The following is an 18822-nucleotide window of genomic DNA, read 5'->3' as shown; positions in this document are numbered from 1 at the left end:
TTACTGACAAAATATTTCCAAATGCTTATTTAAAAGTTCTATTTTCCTCTTAAACAAGACTCTGTTTTCTAAAACGAAAGATTCTTCGGAAAGATTCCTTTTTATGGCAAATGCTTCTGCAACGCCTCTACCATCAAGGTTATATTACTCATAAACAGCTTTACGGAAATAGCTAACAAAATAATCCCGAAAAACTTACGAATGATATAAATACCGCCTTTTCCAAGAAAACGCTCTACCCGCCCTGTCATACTCACCACAAAATACACCCAAATCATATTCAGCACCAAGGCTATGATGATATTAACACTGGCATATTCCGCACGCAATGACAACAGAGTAGTAAAAGCACCGGCACCGGCCAAAAGCGGAAAGACAAGCGGCACCAATGTAGCTTCTTTAATGGGTCCCTGATTCTTGAATATTTCGACATCGAGAATCATCTCCAAAGACATCAGGAATATGACGAAAGCACCGGCCACAGCAAAAGACTCGATATCTACATGAAAAAGCTTCAACATCATATCGCCGGCATAAAAGAATCCGATCAGCAGAACGAATGAAATTACGGTTGCCTTCATTGCGTTTACATCTTTTCCTTTCTCCTTCAAATTGATTATGATTGGAATAGAGCCTATAATATCGATTACAGCAAACAATACGATAAACGCACTGATCATCTGTTGAAAATTAAAATCTGCAAACATATTTCCTCCTTTCTTTTTTGCAAAGATAATCTATTTTTATGCATTTCGCAATATTTCTTTTCTTGAATCAGAAACAGTTTTGATTCAAAAAAAGAAATCCTATAAAATCAAAACAGTTTCTCAGTACGTTCAATTAAGAAATAATAAAAAAAACAAAAAGAGCACCGGAATGGTTACAGCAAGCTTTGATTATAGTTACATTTGTCTCAAATTTAGAAGATTACACTATATGGAGACGATGTTTGACACTTTGCTGCAATTGCCTTTATTCCAAGGGCTTTGCCATGAAGATTTTACAAATATACTGGAGAAAGTAAAACTGCATTTCACTAAGCATAAAGCCGGAGATGTGATTGTAAAAAGCGGAACTCCGTGTGATAAATTAATCTTTTTACTAAAAGGGGAAATATCCTTGCAAACCACTTCGAAAGATGGATTTCTTACTTTTATAGAACATGTAGAAGCTCCTTATGTCATTGAGCCACATGCTTTATTCGGTATGAATCTGAGTTATGTATCTTCTTATGTAGCCCGTACAGAAGCACATTCCATAAGTATCAGCAAATCTTTTGTTCTTTCCAATCTGCTCAAATATGATATATTCCGCCTTAATTACATGAATATTATCAGTAATCGGGCACAAAACATGCACGCCCGCTTATGGGAAAAAGCACCTGTGGATATTGAAGATAAAATTATCCGGTTCATACTTACCCATACGGAAAAACCGATAGGTGAAAAGATTATGAAAATCAAGATGGACGATTTCGCCCGTTGTGTCGATGATGCACGGTTAAATGTATCCAGAACTCTAAACACCTTGCAAGAACAGGAACTGTTGAAACTGCACCGGAAAGAAATCATTATCCCGGATGTTGCAAAGCTTGCCATGTGGAATGAAGAAAGACAGAAATAAAGGCGGTTTCCAATAAAGCCGACACGACAAAACGACAATCGCATTCTTTAAATAAATACAATATGAAAAAAATCATTCTGCTTGTTGCACTGACAAGCCTGTCTTTCATAATAAAAGCACAAACCTGTTTTGGAGTTCACACGGGATTAAATTACTCTACCTTTTCAGAAATTAAGGAACTGACAGATAATTCGCCTTATCTCTGCGGATTACATCTTGGTGTTTTTATGAATTACAGAATAAATAACATCATCGATTTTCAACCCGAAATAAATTATGCACAAAAAGGCTATAAATGGAGCATCGACTACACAACCTTCCCTAATGATATTTCCAAAAAGATAAGAATAAATTTCAAATACAATTTCATTGAAATTCCTGCATTATTCAAATTCTTCATCGGTCAGAATTTTAATATCAGTATAGGCCCCCAGTTAGACTTGTGTTTAAATAGAAAGATTGCAGTAAAAGAAGGAGAAGAAGTTGTCAATGAAGGTCAGAATAGCAAAGGGTATTATCCTGGCTATCATCGTATCAGTCTTTCATTAACCGGAGGTATAGGATATGATTTCAAAAATGGAATCATGTTATCTGCCAGATACAGCAACGGGCTTACCTCAATAGACAAAGATAACATGTCGTCCAGAACAAGCAGAAACTTTCTGTTCGCCATAGGATATAAAATATTTAAGTTACCATCCAAAAAATAAAATCAGTTATACAAAAAAATCAGCTATTCACTTTTGCAAACAGCTGATTTTTCATGCTCTGAAGAGAGATTATATTGATAATCAAAAGTTTTCTTATTCCCACTCAATAGTTGCAGGCGGTTTGGAACTGATATCATAGGTTACACGATTCACCCCTTTTACCTTATTTATTATATCGTTGGAAACTTTACCCAAAAAGTCGTAAGGTAAATGTGCCCAATCGGCAGTCATCGCATCGGTAGATGTCACGGCACGCAAAGCAACAGCTCTTTCATAAGTACGCTCATCTCCCATCACACCCACAGACTGAACCGGCAGCAAGATTACACCTGCCTGCCATACCTGGTCATACAATCCCCAATCTCTCAATCCCTGAATAAAAATATCATCGGCATCTTGCAGGATACGTACTTTTTCCGGAGTAATATCCCCCAAAATACGTACTGCCAATCCTGGACCCGGGAACGGATGACGCGTAATCAAATGTTCGGGCATCCCCAACTCACGACCTACACGGCGAACTTCATCCTTAAACAACAAGCGAAGCGGTTCGCACAGTTTAAGATGCATCTTTTCGGGCAATCCGCCTACATTGTGATGACTCTTGATCACCGTACCCGTGATAGACAACGACTCGATGCAATCGGGATAAATAGTTCCTTGTGCCAACCATTTCACATCTTTCAATTTATGAGCTTCCGCATCAAATACATCGATAAAACCTTTACCTATTATCTTGCGTTTACGTTCCGGCTCGGTAATACCTTCCAATTCCGCAAAAAACTTAGCACTGGCATCCACACCGATTACATTCAAACCGAGACACTCATAATCGTGCATCACATTCTTGAACTCGTTTTTACGAAGCATACCGTGATCCACAAAGATACAAGTCAGATTCTTACCGATCGCCTTATTCAGCAAAACAGCAGCTACCGAAGAATCCACTCCGCCGCTCAAACCCAACACAACCTTGTCATCACCCAACTGTGCCTTCAGCTCGGCAACCGTACTTTCGATGAACGAAGCCGGAGACCAGTCCTGTTTGCAACCGCAAACATCCACTACGAAATTTTTCAGAATCTGCGTACCGTCTTCACTGTGGTATACCTCCGGATGGAACTGCACGCCCCACACCTGTTCACCCTCAATCTGATAGGCAGCAATTTCCACTTTGTCGGTAGAAGCGATCTTCTTGAAGTTTGAAGGAATAGCCGTAATCGTATCTCCATGGCTCATCCACACCTGAGTATTTTCTTTCACACCTTTGAACAAAACATTGTCCTTACAGAAAGAAGTCAGATGTGCACGGCCATACTCACGCGTACCAGCCGGTTCTACTTTCCCGCCATTGGTATAGGCCATAAACTGCGCACCGTAGCAAATACCCAAAATAGGATATTTACCCCGTATCTCGCTCAAATCTACCTTGAACGCGCTTTCATCATATACCGAGAAAGGACTTCCGGAAAGAATCACACCTTTTACACTTTCATCTCCTTTGGGAAATTTGTTGTAGGGAACAATTTCACAATACGTATCCAGCTCGCGTACACGACGACCGATAAGCTGCGTAGTCTGCGACCCGAAATCAAGGATTATTATTTTTTCCTGCATATAAATGGTTGGATTTTGAATAAATTATCTGCAAAAGTATAAAAAACTATGCAATCTACTTGAACAAATAGTAAGAATTTCTATTTTTGCAGATAAAACAAGCCACAAAAAGTACTAATACCATGAAGAACTCCACCATTATACTATTGTTTACAGCCTGTATCGGATGTTCCGAACTCTTCCCGCTTTCTGCTCAGGAAACCAAGAAAGGAACAATACCTGCAAAATGTATCACTTCTGAAAAGCAAATGCAACAATTAGAAGAATCGTTGAACAACATCAGTGCCGATTTACAAAAAAAAGAATTGGAGTTCAGTTGGTTACTTACTGAAAGATACCTGAATTATTGTGATAAAACCAACAAACACATTAATATTACCAAAGATGACTATCTGAAGATTCTGACTTTTGAAAGAAAGCCGGAAGATTTGAAAGTGTTAGAAGACACTTACGAAAATGCTAAAAAGGAACTGCAAGAACTCCTGAATTCAGATAAAGAATATACCAGATTATATACCTCACTCAAAGAGAGCGTCAACGAAGAAGCACGCAAACAAGCCAGTGCCGCTCTAAGCAATTATTACTCACGCCGTTGGAGTGACAATGAGACATACAAAAATTTACGGAACAAAGAACAAAAAACTCTCAGACAATATCGTATTGAAACAGTGCGTTATGCACTCAATGAATGCAAAGCCCAACAACAAGTCATGTCTACCCGATTCATTGATTACGGCGACCGGGAAAATATTCTGTCATCAGACTCTGCACTTAGACAACTGTCTGTAGAAATCAGATTACTAAAAGACTTGCAACAAGAAACCATCCGGAAATACCAACAACTGAAATATAAAGTCAGCATTCCGGAGTAACCGTTTCGGTTTATACTCATTTCTTATTTTGTTCTTTCAGCAGGTCACGTATCTCGGTCAACAGCACTTCTTCTTTCGTCGGAGCCGGTGGTGCGGGAGGGGTTGCAGGCGCAGCAGCCTCTTTCTTTGTGGTCAGTTTTGTCAGCAAACGTATAAATAAGAATATGGAAAAGGCAATGATCAAGAAATCAAAAGTAGCCTGCAAGAAGTTACCATAATTCAAGGTTACGGCAGCGATTTCTTTTCCATCCACCACTTCGGCCGGCTTCATCACCCATTTCAAATCCGTAAAGTTCACTCCGCCCACCAATAGACCGAGAGGAGGCATTATCACATCGGCAACCACCGATGATACTATTTTACCAAACGCGCCGCCAATGATAACACCGACAGCCATATCGATTACATTTCCCTTCATGGCAAAAGCCTTAAAGTCCTGTAAAAAAGTACTCTTTCCCATCTTTTTTTATATTTAATATTAATTTAATGTGCGAATATAAAAACATTTTCTTACTTTTGCACCGCATTTATAAAGATAAAACAAATGCAAGTTCGAAATATATTTGGACAATATAATAAAAACCCTTAAAAGTTTAAACAAAATGATTAAAGTAGGTATTAACGGTTTCGGCCGTATCGGACGTATGGTGTTCCGTGCTGCAGTAAAAAACTTTGGTAACGATATTCAGATCGTAGGTATCAATGACTTGTTGGATGCTGACTACTTGGCATATATGCTGAAGTATGACTCAGTACACGGTCGTTTTGATGGTGAAGTTGCTGTAGAAGACGGCGCTTTGATTGTAAACGGTAATAAAATCCGTCTGACTGCAGAGATGGATCCTGCTAATTTGAAATGGAACGAAGTTGACGCTGACGTTGTTGTTGAATCAACTGGTTTCTTCCTGACAGACGAAACAGCTCGCAAACATATCCAGGCTGGTGCAAAGAAAGTAATCATGTCTGCTCCTTCTAAGGATGCTACTCCTATGTTCGTATATGGCGTTAACAGCGACACTTACGCAGGTCAGGACATCATCTCTAACGCTTCTTGTACTACTAACTGCTTGGCTCCTATCGCTAAAGTATTGAACGACAAGTTCGGTATCGTTAAAGGTTTGATGACTACAGTTCACGCTGCTACTGCAACTCAGAAAACAGTAGACGGTCCTTCTAAGAAAGACTGGAGAGGTGGTCGTGGTATCCTTGAAAACATCATCCCTTCTTCAACAGGTGCTGCTAAAGCCGTAGGTAAAGTATTGCCGGTATTGAACGGTAAACTGACTGGTATGGCATTCCGTGTTCCGACTTCTGACGTTTCTGTAGTTGACTTGACAGTTGTTTTGGAAAAACCGGCTACAATGGCAGAAATCAACGCTGCTATGAAAGAAGCTTCTGAAGGCGAATTGAAAGGTATTTTGGGTTACACTGAAGATGCAGTTGTTTCAACTGACTTCCGTGGTTGCGCTAATACTTCAATCTACGATGCTAAAGCCGGTATTTCTTTGGATTCTAACTTCGCTAAAGTTGTTTCTTGGTATGACAACGAATGGGGTTATTCAAACAAAGTTTGTGAAATGGCTCGCGTTATCGCTAAAAAATAATCATTTACAATATGATTTTTCAAGAAGCTGCTTCGGGAGACCGGAGCAGCTTTTTTTTATCCGGAAGCGAAATAAAATCAATACTTTGTTAAAAAGGGAACCATTCCTATCCTAAGTATCTACTATTTTAGTAATTTTGTAGTTCATAAGCCATTAGTCGGCTTATTCTTATCAGATTCACATGAGAAGATTAAATGTCACATTCGTTTTAATTTGCATAATTACTAATATGATAGACGCTCAAAATCCTTTTTTCGAAAAGTATAACACCCCGCATGGAACTGTCCCATTCGATAAAATAAAAACAGAACATTATGAACCCGCCATCCGTGAAGGTATACGCCAACACATCGCGGAAATAAATGCCATCACCGATAACCCGGAAGTACCTACTTTCGACAACACTCTATTGGCTTATGAAAAATCAGGAGACTTATTAAACCGTGTCGTCACCGTATTCAGCAACTTGCGCAGCGCAGAGACCAATGATGATCTGCAAATATTGGCTCAGAAAATGATGCCGCTTTTAAGCGAACACGATAATGATATCAGTCTGAACGAAAAGCTGTTTGAGCGCATAAAAACGGTCTATGACCGGAAAGAACAATTAAACCTCACGGCGGAGCAGATGAAACTGCTCGAAAACGTTTATGATGGCTTCATTCGCCAAGGAGCCAATCTGAAAGGGGAAGCAAAAGAGGAATATCGCCGTCTAACCAAAGAACTGAGCAGCCTGACACTGGAATTTAGCGAAAACAACCTAAAAGAGACCAACAATTATCAGTTGATACTGACTGACAAGGCACAACTTGCCGGATTGCCGGAAAGCGCCGTAGAAGCAGCTGCCGAAACTGCCAAAGAGAAAGGACTGACAGGCTGGGTATTTACACTGCAAGCTCCCAGCTATATCCCTTTCATGACATATGCCGGCAACCGTGACCTACGCAAAGAGCTCTACTTGGCTTACAACACAAAGTGTACGCATGACAATGAATACAACAACATAGATATTGTCAGAAAAATAGCCAACACCCGAATGAGCATTGCACAATTATTAGGATATGACAACTTTGCGCAATATACATTAGAAAAACGAATGGCACAAAACAGCGAAGCTGTCTACAACCTGCTGAACCAATTATTGGAAGCATACACTCCTACTGCGCAAAACGAATATAAAGAGGTACAGGAACTTGCACACCGGGAACAAGGAGCCGATTTCACGGTTATGCCATGGGATTGGAGTTACTACTCCAATAAACTGAAAGATCAAAAGTTCAATATCAATGAAGAAATGCTTCGTCCCTACTTTGAACTGGAAAAGGTGAAAGAAGGAGTGTTCGGGCTGGCAACACGCTTATACGGCATCACTTTCAATAAGAATACCGATATTCCGGTATATCATAAAGATGTGGATGCTTACGAAGTATTTGATAAAGACGGTCAGTTTTTAGCAGTACTTTACACCGATTTTCATCCGCGCGAGGGAAAACGTGCAGGAGCATGGATGACGGAATACAAAGGCCAGTGGATCGATAGTGAAACAGGTGAAAACAGCCGTCCGCACGTTTCTGTGGTAATGAACTTTACGAAGCCGACTGAGAATAAACCCGCACTGCTGACTTTCAACGAAGTAGAAACATTTCTACATGAATTTGGCCATAGCCTGCACGGCATGTTTGCCAATTCCACTTATGAAAGCCTGAGCGGTACCAACGTATACTGGGACTTCGTGGAGTTACCCTCACAAATCATGGAAAACTTTGCCATTGAAAAGGATTTTCTGAATACATTTGCCAGACATTACCAGACAGGCGAAAACCTACCGGAAGAATTAATGAAACGCATGGTGGATGCAGCAAATTTCAATGCAGCCTATGCCTGTTTGCGACAGGTAAGCTTCGGTTTACTGGATATGGCTTGGTACACCCGTCATACCCCATTTGAAGGAGATGTTAAAGAATACGAACAGAAAGCATGGGCAAAGGCACAAATACTGCCGGTTGTAAAAGATGCTTGCATGAGCACTCAGTTTTCACATATTTTCTCCGGAGGATACTCTGCGGGATATTATAGTTATAAGTGGGCGGAAGTATTGGATGCCGATGCATTTTCATTATTCAAACAAAAAGGAATATTCAATCGTGACGTAGCCGGCTCTTTCCGCCAGAACATTCTTTCCAAAGGAGGTACCGAACATCCGATGACACTTTATAAACGTTTCCGTGGGCAGGAGCCGACCATTGATGCATTGCTGATCAGAAACGGTATTAAAAACTAAAGATGAAATAAGTCAAATGAGAAGAGATACAGTGAAATATATCGCATTATTATTCTGCCTAACACTTGTCATCCCCTTTCTGAGCGGATGCAATGATACGGACGATGTACAAAAAATATTCACGGGAAAAACGTGGAAAATGACATACATCACCAAAAAGAATGAACATAGCTGGTATAAATTTACAGATGTCAGTGAAGCCATATACAAATCTTACGACCCGATAAACGGTACAAAAGCATTCAAAATAGCTTTTACCGGAAGTACGGAAGACAACATTATTCGCGGAGAATTCAGTGGAAGCGGTTCTGTGACTTTCACTGGCACTTGGCAAGCGGACGGCAAAAGCAACGAGTTCAGGATAACAGGTATCAAAAACCAACCTTCTTACGGTGACTCTAAAGATACACTGGCCAAACACATTGTTGAAGGACTCGAAAATGCGACCTCTTATGAAGGGGATGAAAGAAATCTATACCTCTATTTCGAATATGAAAAAGAGACACTCTGCATTGCATTCACACCCGAAAGATAAAACAATACGACAATGAATAAACAATCAGAATTAGACAAGCGTTATATACGCATGGCCAGCATTTGGGCAGAAAATTCATATTGTCAGCGACGTAAAGTCGGTGCCCTTATCGTGAAGGACAAAATGATTATTTCTGACGGTTACAATGGAACCCCTTCCGGTTTCGAGAACATTTGTGAAGACGAAAACAATGTCACAAAGCCATACGTGCTCCATGCAGAAGCAAACGCCATAACCAAAATAGCACGCTCTAACAACAGCAGCGACGGTGCTACCATGTATGTCACCGCTTCTCCCTGCATAGAATGTGCCAAATTAATCATTCAGGCCGGTATCAAGCGAGTGGTTTATTCCGAAAAGTATCGCCTGGAAGACGGTATCGAACTACTGAGACGGGCCGGTATCGATGTAGTATATGTCGGTGAAGAATAATCAGTAATCCTCCGGCACAGCTAAATTATAAATTGTAAATGATTAAATCGTAAATAAACTCATGAGTACAAAAAACTCTTCCCGTTTTACCCCTGTCATCATTGCTATCAGCGTAGTAATAGGAATCCTTATCGGTACATTCTATGCCAAGCATTTTGCGGGCAACCGCCTGGGTATTATCAATGGCTCATCCAACAAACTAAACGCCTTATTACGTATTGTCGATGATCAGTATGTAGATACGGTAAACATGACAGATCTCGTAGAGAAAGCAATGCCCCAGATTCTGGCAGAACTCGATCCGCACTCTACCTATATCCCGGCGCAGAACCTGGAAGAGGTTAATTCCGAACTGGAAGGCAGTTTCAGTGGTATCGGCATTCAGTTCACGATACAAAACGACACCATCCATGTTAACGCAATCGTTTCCGGTGGTCCTTCCGAGAAAGTGGGCTTAATGCCGGGCGACCGTATCGTCACTGTAGACGACAGCCTGTTTGTCGGAAAACAGGTTACGAACGAACGTGCCATGAAAAAATTAAAAGGTCCGAAAGGAAGTCAGGTAAAATTAGGCATCAAACGTGCTACGGAAAAGGAATTGCTGAACTTCACCATCACCCGTGGCGATATTCCTCAAAATACGATAGACGCCGCATACATGCTGAATGACGATTTCGGATATATCCAGATCAGTAAATTCGGACGTACTACCCATGTAGAACTCTTGAATGCCCTCGCACAACTGAATCATCAAAAATGCAAAGGACTCATCATTGACCTGCGTGGAAATACCGGTGGCTATATGGATGCCGCAACCCGTATGGTAAACGAGTTCCTGCCACAAGGAAAATTAATCGTTTACGCCCAAGGACGTAAATACAAACGTTTAGACGAAGTTGCCAACGGGACAGGAAGCTGTCAGGACATTCCGCTAATCGTCCTTGTAGATGAAGGGTCGGCTTCCGCCAGCGAAATTTTCTCAGGTGCCATACAAGACAACGATCGGGGTACCATCGTAGGTCGCCGGTCATTCGGTAAAGGATTAGTGCAGCAGCCGATCGATTTCAGTGACGGTTCTGCCATCCGTCTGACGATTGCCCGCTACTACACCCCCTCCGGACGCTGCATACAACGCCCCTATGAGAACGGAAAAGACCGTAATTATGAAATGGATCTGTACAATCGTTATACGCATGGAGAGTTCTTCTCTAAAGACAGTATCAAGCTCGATGAATCACAACGTTACTCCACAGGCCTTGGTCGCCCGGTATACGGTGGCGGCGGCATTATGCCCGACGTATTTGTTCCGCAAGATACTACCGGAGTAACCTCCTACCTGTCGACAGTATTAAACAAAGGGCTGACCATTCAATTCACTTTCCAATATACGGATAATAATCGCGAAAAGATGAGTCAATACGATACGGAAGAGGCATTGGTAAATTATCTTCGTCAGCAAGGATTAGTCGAAAAATTCATCCGCTACGCAGAAACCAAAGGGGTAAAGAGAAGAAATATCCTGATCCAGAAATCATACAAATTGCTGGAGAAAAACATTCTCGGAAATATCGTCTATAACATGTTAGGGAAAGAGGCTTACATCAAATACTCCAACCAGACAGACCCTACCGTAAAGAAAGGGCTGGAATTACTTGAAAAAGGAGAAGCTTTCCCCAAAGCACCGGTTATTACCGAAGAACCGGAAACCCAAAATAAAAATGAAAGAAAGGAAAAGAAAACTGCGAAAGTGGATAGCACAGGAGAAAACCCGGTATTGCGACTCTACGCTGAAAGATCTTTCTGCTGATATACTTGCCAACCTCGAAAAGCATCCGGCTTTCGAGGCGGCAACTACGCTATTACTTTATCACTCATTGAAGGACGAGGTGCAAACCCACTCCTTCATTGAGAAATGGAGTAAAAAAAAGACCATTATTTTACCTGTCGTCGTCGGAGAGGAACTGGAACTGCGGCTCTATACCGGTCCTCAGGATTTAGCTATCGGCGCCTATGGAATTGCCGAACCTACCGGAAAGGTATTTACCGATTATAAAGCCATCGATCTGGCCGTTATTCCGGGAATGGCTTTTGACAAGGATGGCCATCGCTTAGGAAGAGGCAAAGGTTATTATGATAAACTCCTCCCCTACATTCCGGCAGTCAAGATCGGAATATGTTTCCCGTTTCAGTTGATCGAAGAGGTGCCTGCCGAACCGTTCGACATCTGCATGAATACAATTATAACAAAATGAAAACTAATTATCACACCCACACCACCCGCTGCCACCATGCGACAGGGAGTGACGAAGATTATGTTTTAAGCGCCATCAAAGGCGGCTATCAAGAACTCGGTTTTTCCGATCATACTCCATGGAAATATCGAACCGGCTATCTATCCGGTATCCGCATGACTCCCGAAGAATTTCCCGAATACGTACAAAGCATCCGCACATTACAAGAAAAGTACAAAGACCGTATCAGCATAAAATTAGGCTTGGAATGTGAGTATTTCCCCGAATATATTCATTGGTTGAAAGAGTTGGTTCATGAGTACAAACTGGATTATATCATTTTCGGTAATCATCATTTCCATACAGATGAGAAGTTTCCCTATTTCGGACATGGCACTACCACACAAGACATGCTCGACCTTTATGAAGAAAGTTCCATTGAAGGAATGGAAAGTGGATTATTTGCCTATTTTGCCCATCCGGATCTCTTTATGCGCTCTTACCCGGAATTCGACCGGCATTGTAAACTGGTGAGCCGCCATATCTGCCGCACGGCAGCGCGATTAAACATCCCGTTAGAATATAATATAGGTATGATGGATTATAATCAGGCTTTTGGCGAGTTGACCTACCCCCATCCCGAATTCTGGCATATTGCAGCCAACGAGGGATGTACTGCCATTATTGGAGTAGACGCCCACGACACTAAAGCATTAGAATATTCCGGATATTATGACCAAGCATATGAAACACTAAAAGAACTCAAAATAAAGACAATCGACCGGATAGAATTCTTAAAATACTGATATCATAAAACGGGATATTTATTTTTTCCTATTTCACTGAAAATCAAGGCATATAAAAGTATATACTATTACACAGCAAAAGTATATATCTTTATAGCGTAAAAGTATACACTTTTACACTGTAAATATATATATTCTTACATTAAGTTATATCAGCCTCACAGTAAAACCCGCCATTAAAAGGATTTATAAAACACATAGCTGAAAAAAAACTTAAGATTATTTATCTTACATTGGCAATTTTGCTATCTTTGTATTAAATAATAGCAGCATAATGAGCAATACTCCTGAACCAATAACTTTTAATCAACTGTTTACCGACTACAAAGGGCGATTTACCCGTTTCGCGCAGACCTATGTACGGAATACGGCAGTTGCAGAAGATATTGTCATAGATTCATTGGTTTATTATTGGGAAAATCGACAGCGGTTAGATGAAAACACCAATATACCTGCCTATGTGCTCACTGTTATAAAGCATAAATGCCTAAACCACCTCCAACAGCAACAAATACATAAAGATATTGAAGAAAACATTCAGTCTCATGCCGAATGGGAGCTCAGTACCCGTATTGCAACTCTTGAAGCATGTAACCCCAACGAACTTTTCAATGCAGAAGCGATGGAGATCGTTAACCGTACCTTAGCCAAACTGCCAGCACGTACCCGAGAAATCTTCATAATGAGCCGTATGAAAAATATGTCTCATAAAGAAATTGCAGCAAAACTGGACATTACGACTAAAGGTGTTGAATTTCATATTAGTAAAGCACTTAAAGAACTGAGAATAAGCTTAAAAGACTATCTCCCTGTATTTCTATACTTATTTTTTTATTAAAAAAATCAATTTTCCACTAGGGATATATCTTTTTTATCTGCTTAACAAATAAGAAGATAAAAAAGGCGTATGCATTTTTAATTATTGATTATGAATAAAGAACTATTATATAACTTTTTTCAAGGAAAAACTTCCATGCAGGAAGAAATCCAAATAAGAAACTGGATGGAAGCATCACCGGAAAACCGGAAACTCTTTCTGGAAGAACGGCAATTATTTGATGCGATGATCTTATTAGCTGATGAGGATAAGATCCGCTCTTATCAAAAGAAGAATATTTTTATCGGTAACTATTGGATAAAAGAAGTAATGAAAATTGCTGCTGTAATTGCAATGACTCTGATAGGAGCATATGCATACGACAGATATACCCCCAAAGAAGAACTATTAGCTATGCAAAAAATAACGGTTCCCGCCGGACAAAGAATTAATCTTGAGCTTTCAGACGGAACAGTAATTTGGCTTAATTCACGTTCAACGATCCAATATCCGGCCTCATTCTCAGGAAAAAACCGTACCGTCCAATTGAATGGAGAAGCTTATTTTGAAGTAGCTCATAACGCACAAAAACCTTTTATAGTAGAAACAGCAAAAGGAAATGTGGAAGTCTTAGGCACAAAATTCAATTTGGAAGCCTATGCTGACAATAATTCTTTTGTGACTTCTCTAATGGAAGGTTCCGTAAAGGTAACATCCGGAACCAAAGAACGCCTTATAAAACCGGATGAAATGGTCGTATTAGACCATGGCGACTTAAAGGTTACTCCTATAGAAGATTATAATGTATATCGATGGAAAGAAGGTCTTATCTGTTTCAAAGATGAAACTTTCGTAAACATCATGAGCAAATTTGAAACTTGTTATGGAGTAACTATAAAAATTGAAAACCAAAAAGTTATAAATTCCCGTTACACTGGAAAATTCCGTCAATCAGACGGCATCTCTTATGCTTTAAGGGTATTGCAAAAAGACGTCAAGTTTACATTTGAAAGAAATGAAGAAAATCAAATAATTTATATTAAATAAGATATGGCCTATGGAATAATAGAATAAAGAAAAAAACTCCAAACCAGGAGTAAAAAAGAGAGTGCCAATGCCTTGCCCGCATCGACACTCTGAATAATACAATTGATCTAATAACTATATTAAACATAGCAAAGATATGAATAAAAAATCTTTGTGTGGTGGATTACACCCTCAAAAATTACAAACCAATCATCTTTTTAAGATTATGAGAATTACACTCTTGTTAGCCTTTGTTTCAATTCTCAGCCTAAATGCCAAGGAAATGCATTCTCAAAATGCCCGTGTGACATTGTCTGAGATTAATACCCCTCTGGAAGCGGTTATTAATGAAATAGAAAATCAGACCGACTATCTTTTCATTATCAACTCCAGTATCAATACGAACAAAAAAGTATCGATAAAAGTAAAAGACGCTCCTGTACATAGCGTTCTAAATCAATTATTAAAAGGAACTGATATAAATTACTCCACAGAAGGTTCCTATATTATTCTTTCGCAAAACAAGTTGCAAACAGACAGAGATCATCTTCTGCAAGAGTCCAAAGAAACCATCATTACAGGTAGAATTATCGACACATCCGGAGAGCCTTTGATAGGAGTCAATGTCGTATTGAAAGGAAGCACACAAGGAACCATTTCCGACATCGACGGAAACTACTCCTTAAAAGTATCCGAAGGAAAAGGGGAAATACAATTCTCTTATATAGGATACCGACAAGTAGTTCTACCAATCGGAAACAAAACCGTCATTAACGTAACGATGGAAGAAGACTCCAAAGTATTAGGAGAAGTTGTTGTTACTGCCTTAGGTATCGAAAAGAAAGCAGAGTCTTTGACGTATGCCACTCAAAAAGTAGGAGGAGACGAGTTGACAAGAGCCAAAGACGCTAACTTTATCAATGCGCTACAAGGTAAAACTGCCGGTTTGATCATTACCCCTAATTCAACCGGAGCCGGTGGTTCATCAAAATTACTGCTTCGCGGCAACGCCTCTGTTTTGGGAGAAAATGCTCCGCTAATAGTAATGGATGGTGTACCTATGGCCAGTCCTGCTTCTACTCAAATAACAGATGCGTTATTGTCTGGCGGCAACACAACTGATGGTGGAGATATTTTGTCAAATATCAATCCAGATGATATAGAAAACATCACAGTACTGAAAGGAGCAAATGCTGCCGCACTGTATGGTAGTGCAGCTGCTAACGGTGTGCTTATGATCACCACCAAGAAGGGAAAAGAGGGAAAAGCAAGCATCAGCGTATCGAGTAGCACGCTTTTCGAAACCCCTTTAGTGACACCCAAATTCCAGAATTATTTCGGAGCAGATGTAGAAAGTTACGATGACACCTCGCTAAATCCGAACCAAGTGACGGCTAAAAGACGTTTAGGCAACTACTCATGGGGAAAACGCATCGGCCGTTTATCGGAAGCAACGCTGGCAGAAATCCCTTATGCACGAAACTACGCCGTAGACAATGTCAGCAGTTTCTTAGAAACAGGTACTAACTTCAATAACTCTATTTCCGCCTCTTTCGGGTCAGAAAAGGTAAACAATTACATTTCATACGGAAATACGACTTCGAAAGGCATGATTCCGAACAATAAATTCAATCGGCACAATTTGACCTTTAGACAGGGAATGACACTTTTCAAAGACCGTGTAGAGATCAATTTATCCGTCAGTTATGTGTACCAGGAATCTAAAAATAGACCAGGATCGGGTATTTATGGCAATCCATTGTATGATCTATATTTACTCCCCCGTAATGCCGATATTTCCTACTTCAAGGATAATTCCGAAGTACACGGACAATTGTATTACATACAGGGCATTTATGATGAAAACAACAACATCATATATCCCAAAGCAGATGCCCAAGGCCCCATCCAGCAATGGCCGTGGATTAACGAAGAGAATCGTAACTCCCCTTATTGGTATACAAACAGATTACAAAAAAATTCGATTCGTGAACGACTTTACGGAACTTTAGGATTAAAAGTCAACATCCTCGAAGGGCTGAGCGCTCAGGCACGTTTCAGAGCAGACCGTATCAGAGATACCAATGAAACAAAAACCTATCAAGGTACAAAAGCCAAAACCTTCTATAACTCAATCTACGAATATTCCAGAAACAATGTTGATATGATGTATGCCGACTTCTTGATTTCATATAATAAGCGGGTGAATAATTTAGATATATCAGCCAACTTTGGAGGTTCAACAGAAAAAGAGGACATCAACGATGTAGGTTGGAATTATTGGATGAAAGACTCCACAAGTATCCCTAACGTATTCGACCCATCCAATGTTATAACCAATAAAAAAGACGGAACCAGTCTTCCTGTAACAAAATCAAAGGATCAGAATTGGACTAACTCTGTATATGGAACCGTTTCATTAGGATATAAAGAAATGGTTTATCTCGATGCATCTTTTCGTACAGACTGGTCACGTGTATACACGCAATTCGAAATGTTTGATGCTCCCGACCACTACACTTATTATAGTATAGGTGGTAATGCGATATTAAACAAAATATTCAAAATCGATAGCGAAATGCTGAATCACTCTAAATTACGCGTCTCATACAGTGAGGTAGGTAACTCCATTCCGAACGTTGTTTATGGAGCAATAAAGCAGAACATCAGCTCAGGTACGATAGAAGCGTCTCAATATCGTACATTCCGTAATCCAAAGCCGGAAACAGTGCGTTCAACGGAAGCCGGAATTGACCTTCGTTTATTCAGAAACATGATTGAATTCGACTTTACATTCTATAATTCTAAGATGCTGAATCAGTGGTTGCCTAAACCTGCAGCGACAGGTGGAACCCTACCGCTAAATTCCGGATTGATTAGAAACCGTGGTATCGAAACCACATTGGCTTATAATTATTCATCACCAGATCACAAGTTTACCTGGCGTACTGCATTCAACTATTCTTTCAACAAAAATAAGATACTGGAAACGTATGGAGAGAATAAAAATGAAATGATAGAACAAGATCCGGTTTTCAATGGTGGTCTGAAATTACGTTACGAAGTAGGGAAACCCTATGGAGAGTTATACGGCAAAACATTCCTGTACGGAGCAGATGGCAAAATAAAGACGGACAGTCAGGGCATTCCTAAGTTGACAAACGATTACAACTGTTATTTAGGAAACGCAAACTCTCCTCATCATCTTGGATGGAGTAATACATTTAGCTATAAAAACATCTCGCTCTTCTTCCTAATTGATGGTAAAGTAGGCGGTAATGTTATATCCTATACAGAAGCGCTACTTGATGCATACGGTCTGTCAGAACGAAGTGGAGAAGCGCGTTTAAAAGGTATAACCTACCAGCAGAGATCAGCAGTAGGCGGTGTAGATGTAATGTTACCCGTACCTGGAATAGTTATGCCGGACGGTGAAGTCACTTCTGTCGAAGGATATTACAAAAAAACAGGGTTAGGACAACCGGCATTGAGTGAATATACATATTCGGCAACTAATTTCCGCTTACGCGAAGCATCCATCGGTTATACTTTCCGCAATGTTTTCGGAACCGGAAATCATTTAAGCGCATCGTTTGTAGCCCGAAACTTATTCTTTCTGTTAAAGAAATCTCCCGTAGATCCGGATGTATCGGTCTCTACAGCCAACAGTTATGGAGGTATTGAAGCATTCTCTTTACCTACTACTCGCAGTTTTGGTTTGAATCTTAAAGCAACATTTTAATTGTATACAGCTATGAAAATTAAAAATATTTTTTTAGTAGGCGCTATTCTTTCTTTGTCCGTTGCTCTGGGCTCGTGTTATGAATCCGCATTAGAATTTGAAGGCGATGTGAACAGTATCAAACCCGATGACGGTACAGGATCAGATGAAGGATTCCTGACCAGCCCCGACATTGCAGTGGGCTTCCTACGGACAGCACAACTCCGAGTCATTGACTCCAGAGAGCATAAATATCAATATCAGTATTCGTTCATAGGAGACGATCCTGTGGGATATATGTCATCACCACATAGTTTTGATGGACGTCTAACATCAAGTCTGGCCTTTTACAGTGATTTCGCCAGTGGTCCCGATGCCAATCTTCAATGGGTAGCTCAACAAACGGTACCGGTTATGCGCTCTGCCGACACATTACAGATAGCCCCTCTCGGCGCATTTGCTTCCATCCTGTTCTCGGATGTCGCTTTACAATACACCAACGTACACGGTCCAATGCCATTATCGGATTATAAAGTATTGAAGGAAG

The 18822-nt window shown here is 40.3% G+C and carries 16 protein-coding genes and 1 pseudogene; 14 read left to right on the top strand and 3 right to left on the bottom strand.

Translation table 11 applies throughout. The features are described 5' to 3' along the window. Positions 1 to 101: 101 nt before the first annotated feature. Positions 102 to 707 (bottom strand): MarC family protein, encoded by a 606-nt coding sequence (locus QVP90_RS19725; RefSeq protein WP_005925215.1) that lies wholly within the window; start codon positions 705 to 707, stop codon positions 102 to 104. 229 nt (positions 708 to 936) lie between these two features. Here QVP90_RS19725 and QVP90_RS19720 point away from each other — a divergent pair, with 229 nt between their 5' ends. Next, the gene (locus QVP90_RS19720; protein ID WP_021937388.1) at positions 937 to 1623 is read left to right on the top strand and encodes a Crp/Fnr family transcriptional regulator; all 687 of its coding nucleotides are present in this window, start codon (positions 937 to 939) and stop codon (positions 1621 to 1623) included. A gap of 62 nt (positions 1624 to 1685) precedes the next feature. Next, positions 1686 to 2333: a porin family protein gene (locus QVP90_RS19715; protein ID WP_021937387.1), complete on the top strand. Its 648-nt coding sequence runs from the start codon at positions 1686 to 1688 to the stop codon at positions 2331 to 2333. 93 nt (positions 2334 to 2426) lie between these two features. Here the strand turns inward: QVP90_RS19715 and guaA are convergent, their stop codons facing one another. Beyond that, complete coding sequence (gene guaA / locus QVP90_RS19710; protein ID WP_005925221.1) at positions 2427 to 3950, bottom strand: glutamine-hydrolyzing GMP synthase; 1524 nt, start codon at positions 3948 to 3950, stop codon at positions 2427 to 2429. A gap of 122 nt (positions 3951 to 4072) precedes the next feature. Between guaA and QVP90_RS19705 the strand changes: the two genes are divergently transcribed. Further along, a complete protein-coding gene (locus QVP90_RS19705) occupies positions 4073 to 4822 on the top strand; it encodes a DUF5039 family protein (protein WP_224203889.1) in 750 nt (249 codons plus the stop codon). Between the two features lie 16 nt (positions 4823 to 4838). Here QVP90_RS19705 and mscL read toward each other — a convergent pair whose 3' ends face one another. Beyond that, the gene (mscL, locus tag QVP90_RS19700; RefSeq protein ID WP_005925225.1) at positions 4839 to 5282 is read right to left on the bottom strand and encodes a large-conductance mechanosensitive channel protein MscL; all 444 of its coding nucleotides are present in this window, start codon (positions 5280 to 5282) and stop codon (positions 4839 to 4841) included. Between the two features lie 142 nt (positions 5283 to 5424). Between mscL and gap the strand changes: the two genes are divergently transcribed. From gap to QVP90_RS19645, 11 genes and pseudogenes are all read left to right on the top strand, one after another. Further along, positions 5425 to 6426 carry a type I glyceraldehyde-3-phosphate dehydrogenase gene (gene gap / locus QVP90_RS19695; RefSeq protein WP_005925227.1) on the top strand — a complete coding sequence of 334 codons (1002 nt, stop codon included), beginning with the start codon at positions 5425 to 5427 and terminating at the stop codon, positions 6424 to 6426. A gap of 220 nt (positions 6427 to 6646) precedes the next feature. Beyond that, the gene (locus QVP90_RS19690) at positions 6647 to 8707 is read left to right on the top strand and encodes a M3 family metallopeptidase (RefSeq protein WP_085930780.1); all 2061 of its coding nucleotides are present in this window, start codon (positions 6647 to 6649) and stop codon (positions 8705 to 8707) included. Positions 8708 to 8723: 16 nt separating this feature from the next. Beyond that, positions 8724 to 9242 (top strand): DUF4847 family protein, encoded by a 519-nt coding sequence (locus tag QVP90_RS19685; protein WP_005925231.1) that lies wholly within the window; start codon positions 8724 to 8726, stop codon positions 9240 to 9242. Positions 9243 to 9254: 12 nt separating this feature from the next. Next, complete coding sequence (locus QVP90_RS19680) at positions 9255 to 9674, top strand: dCMP deaminase family protein (protein WP_005925233.1); 420 nt, start codon at positions 9255 to 9257, stop codon at positions 9672 to 9674. Between the two features lie 61 nt (positions 9675 to 9735). After that, positions 9736 to 11481: a S41 family peptidase gene (locus QVP90_RS19675; protein ID WP_005925235.1), complete on the top strand. Its 1746-nt coding sequence runs from the start codon at positions 9736 to 9738 to the stop codon at positions 11479 to 11481. After that, positions 11393 to 11926 (top strand): 5-formyltetrahydrofolate cyclo-ligase, encoded by a 534-nt coding sequence (locus QVP90_RS19670; protein WP_025819104.1) that lies wholly within the window; start codon positions 11393 to 11395, stop codon positions 11924 to 11926. Before QVP90_RS19675 ends, QVP90_RS19670 begins: the two co-directional genes overlap by 89 nt. Next, positions 11923 to 12711, top strand: coding sequence for a histidinol-phosphatase (locus tag QVP90_RS19665; RefSeq protein WP_021937386.1), 789 nt, complete (start codon positions 11923 to 11925; stop codon positions 12709 to 12711). The genes QVP90_RS19670 and QVP90_RS19665 overlap by 4 nt, the downstream gene beginning before the upstream one ends. Positions 12712 to 12985: 274 nt before the next feature. Further along, positions 12986 to 13549: an RNA polymerase sigma-70 factor gene (locus QVP90_RS19660; protein ID WP_005925241.1), complete on the top strand. Its 564-nt coding sequence runs from the start codon at positions 12986 to 12988 to the stop codon at positions 13547 to 13549. A gap of 90 nt (positions 13550 to 13639) precedes the next feature. Further along, complete coding sequence (locus tag QVP90_RS19655) at positions 13640 to 14575, top strand: FecR family protein (RefSeq protein ID WP_005925243.1); 936 nt, start codon at positions 13640 to 13642, stop codon at positions 14573 to 14575. Between the two features lie 205 nt (positions 14576 to 14780). After that, the gene (locus QVP90_RS19650) at positions 14781 to 18296 is read left to right on the top strand and encodes a SusC/RagA family TonB-linked outer membrane protein (protein ID WP_264380781.1); all 3516 of its coding nucleotides are present in this window, start codon (positions 14781 to 14783) and stop codon (positions 18294 to 18296) included. A 108-nt stretch (positions 18297 to 18404) separates the two neighbouring features. Further along, positions 18405 to 18822: pseudogene (locus tag QVP90_RS19645) on the top strand (SusD/RagB family nutrient-binding outer membrane lipoprotein); the annotation flags it as partial.

This window comes from Bacteroides sp. CAG:189 (assembly GCF_000432295.1).
In the GTDB taxonomy this organism is placed as follows: Bacteria; Bacteroidota; Bacteroidia; order Bacteroidales; family Bacteroidaceae; genus Bacteroides; species Bacteroides salyersiae.
This window is presented reverse-complemented; position numbering and strand designations above follow the sequence as displayed.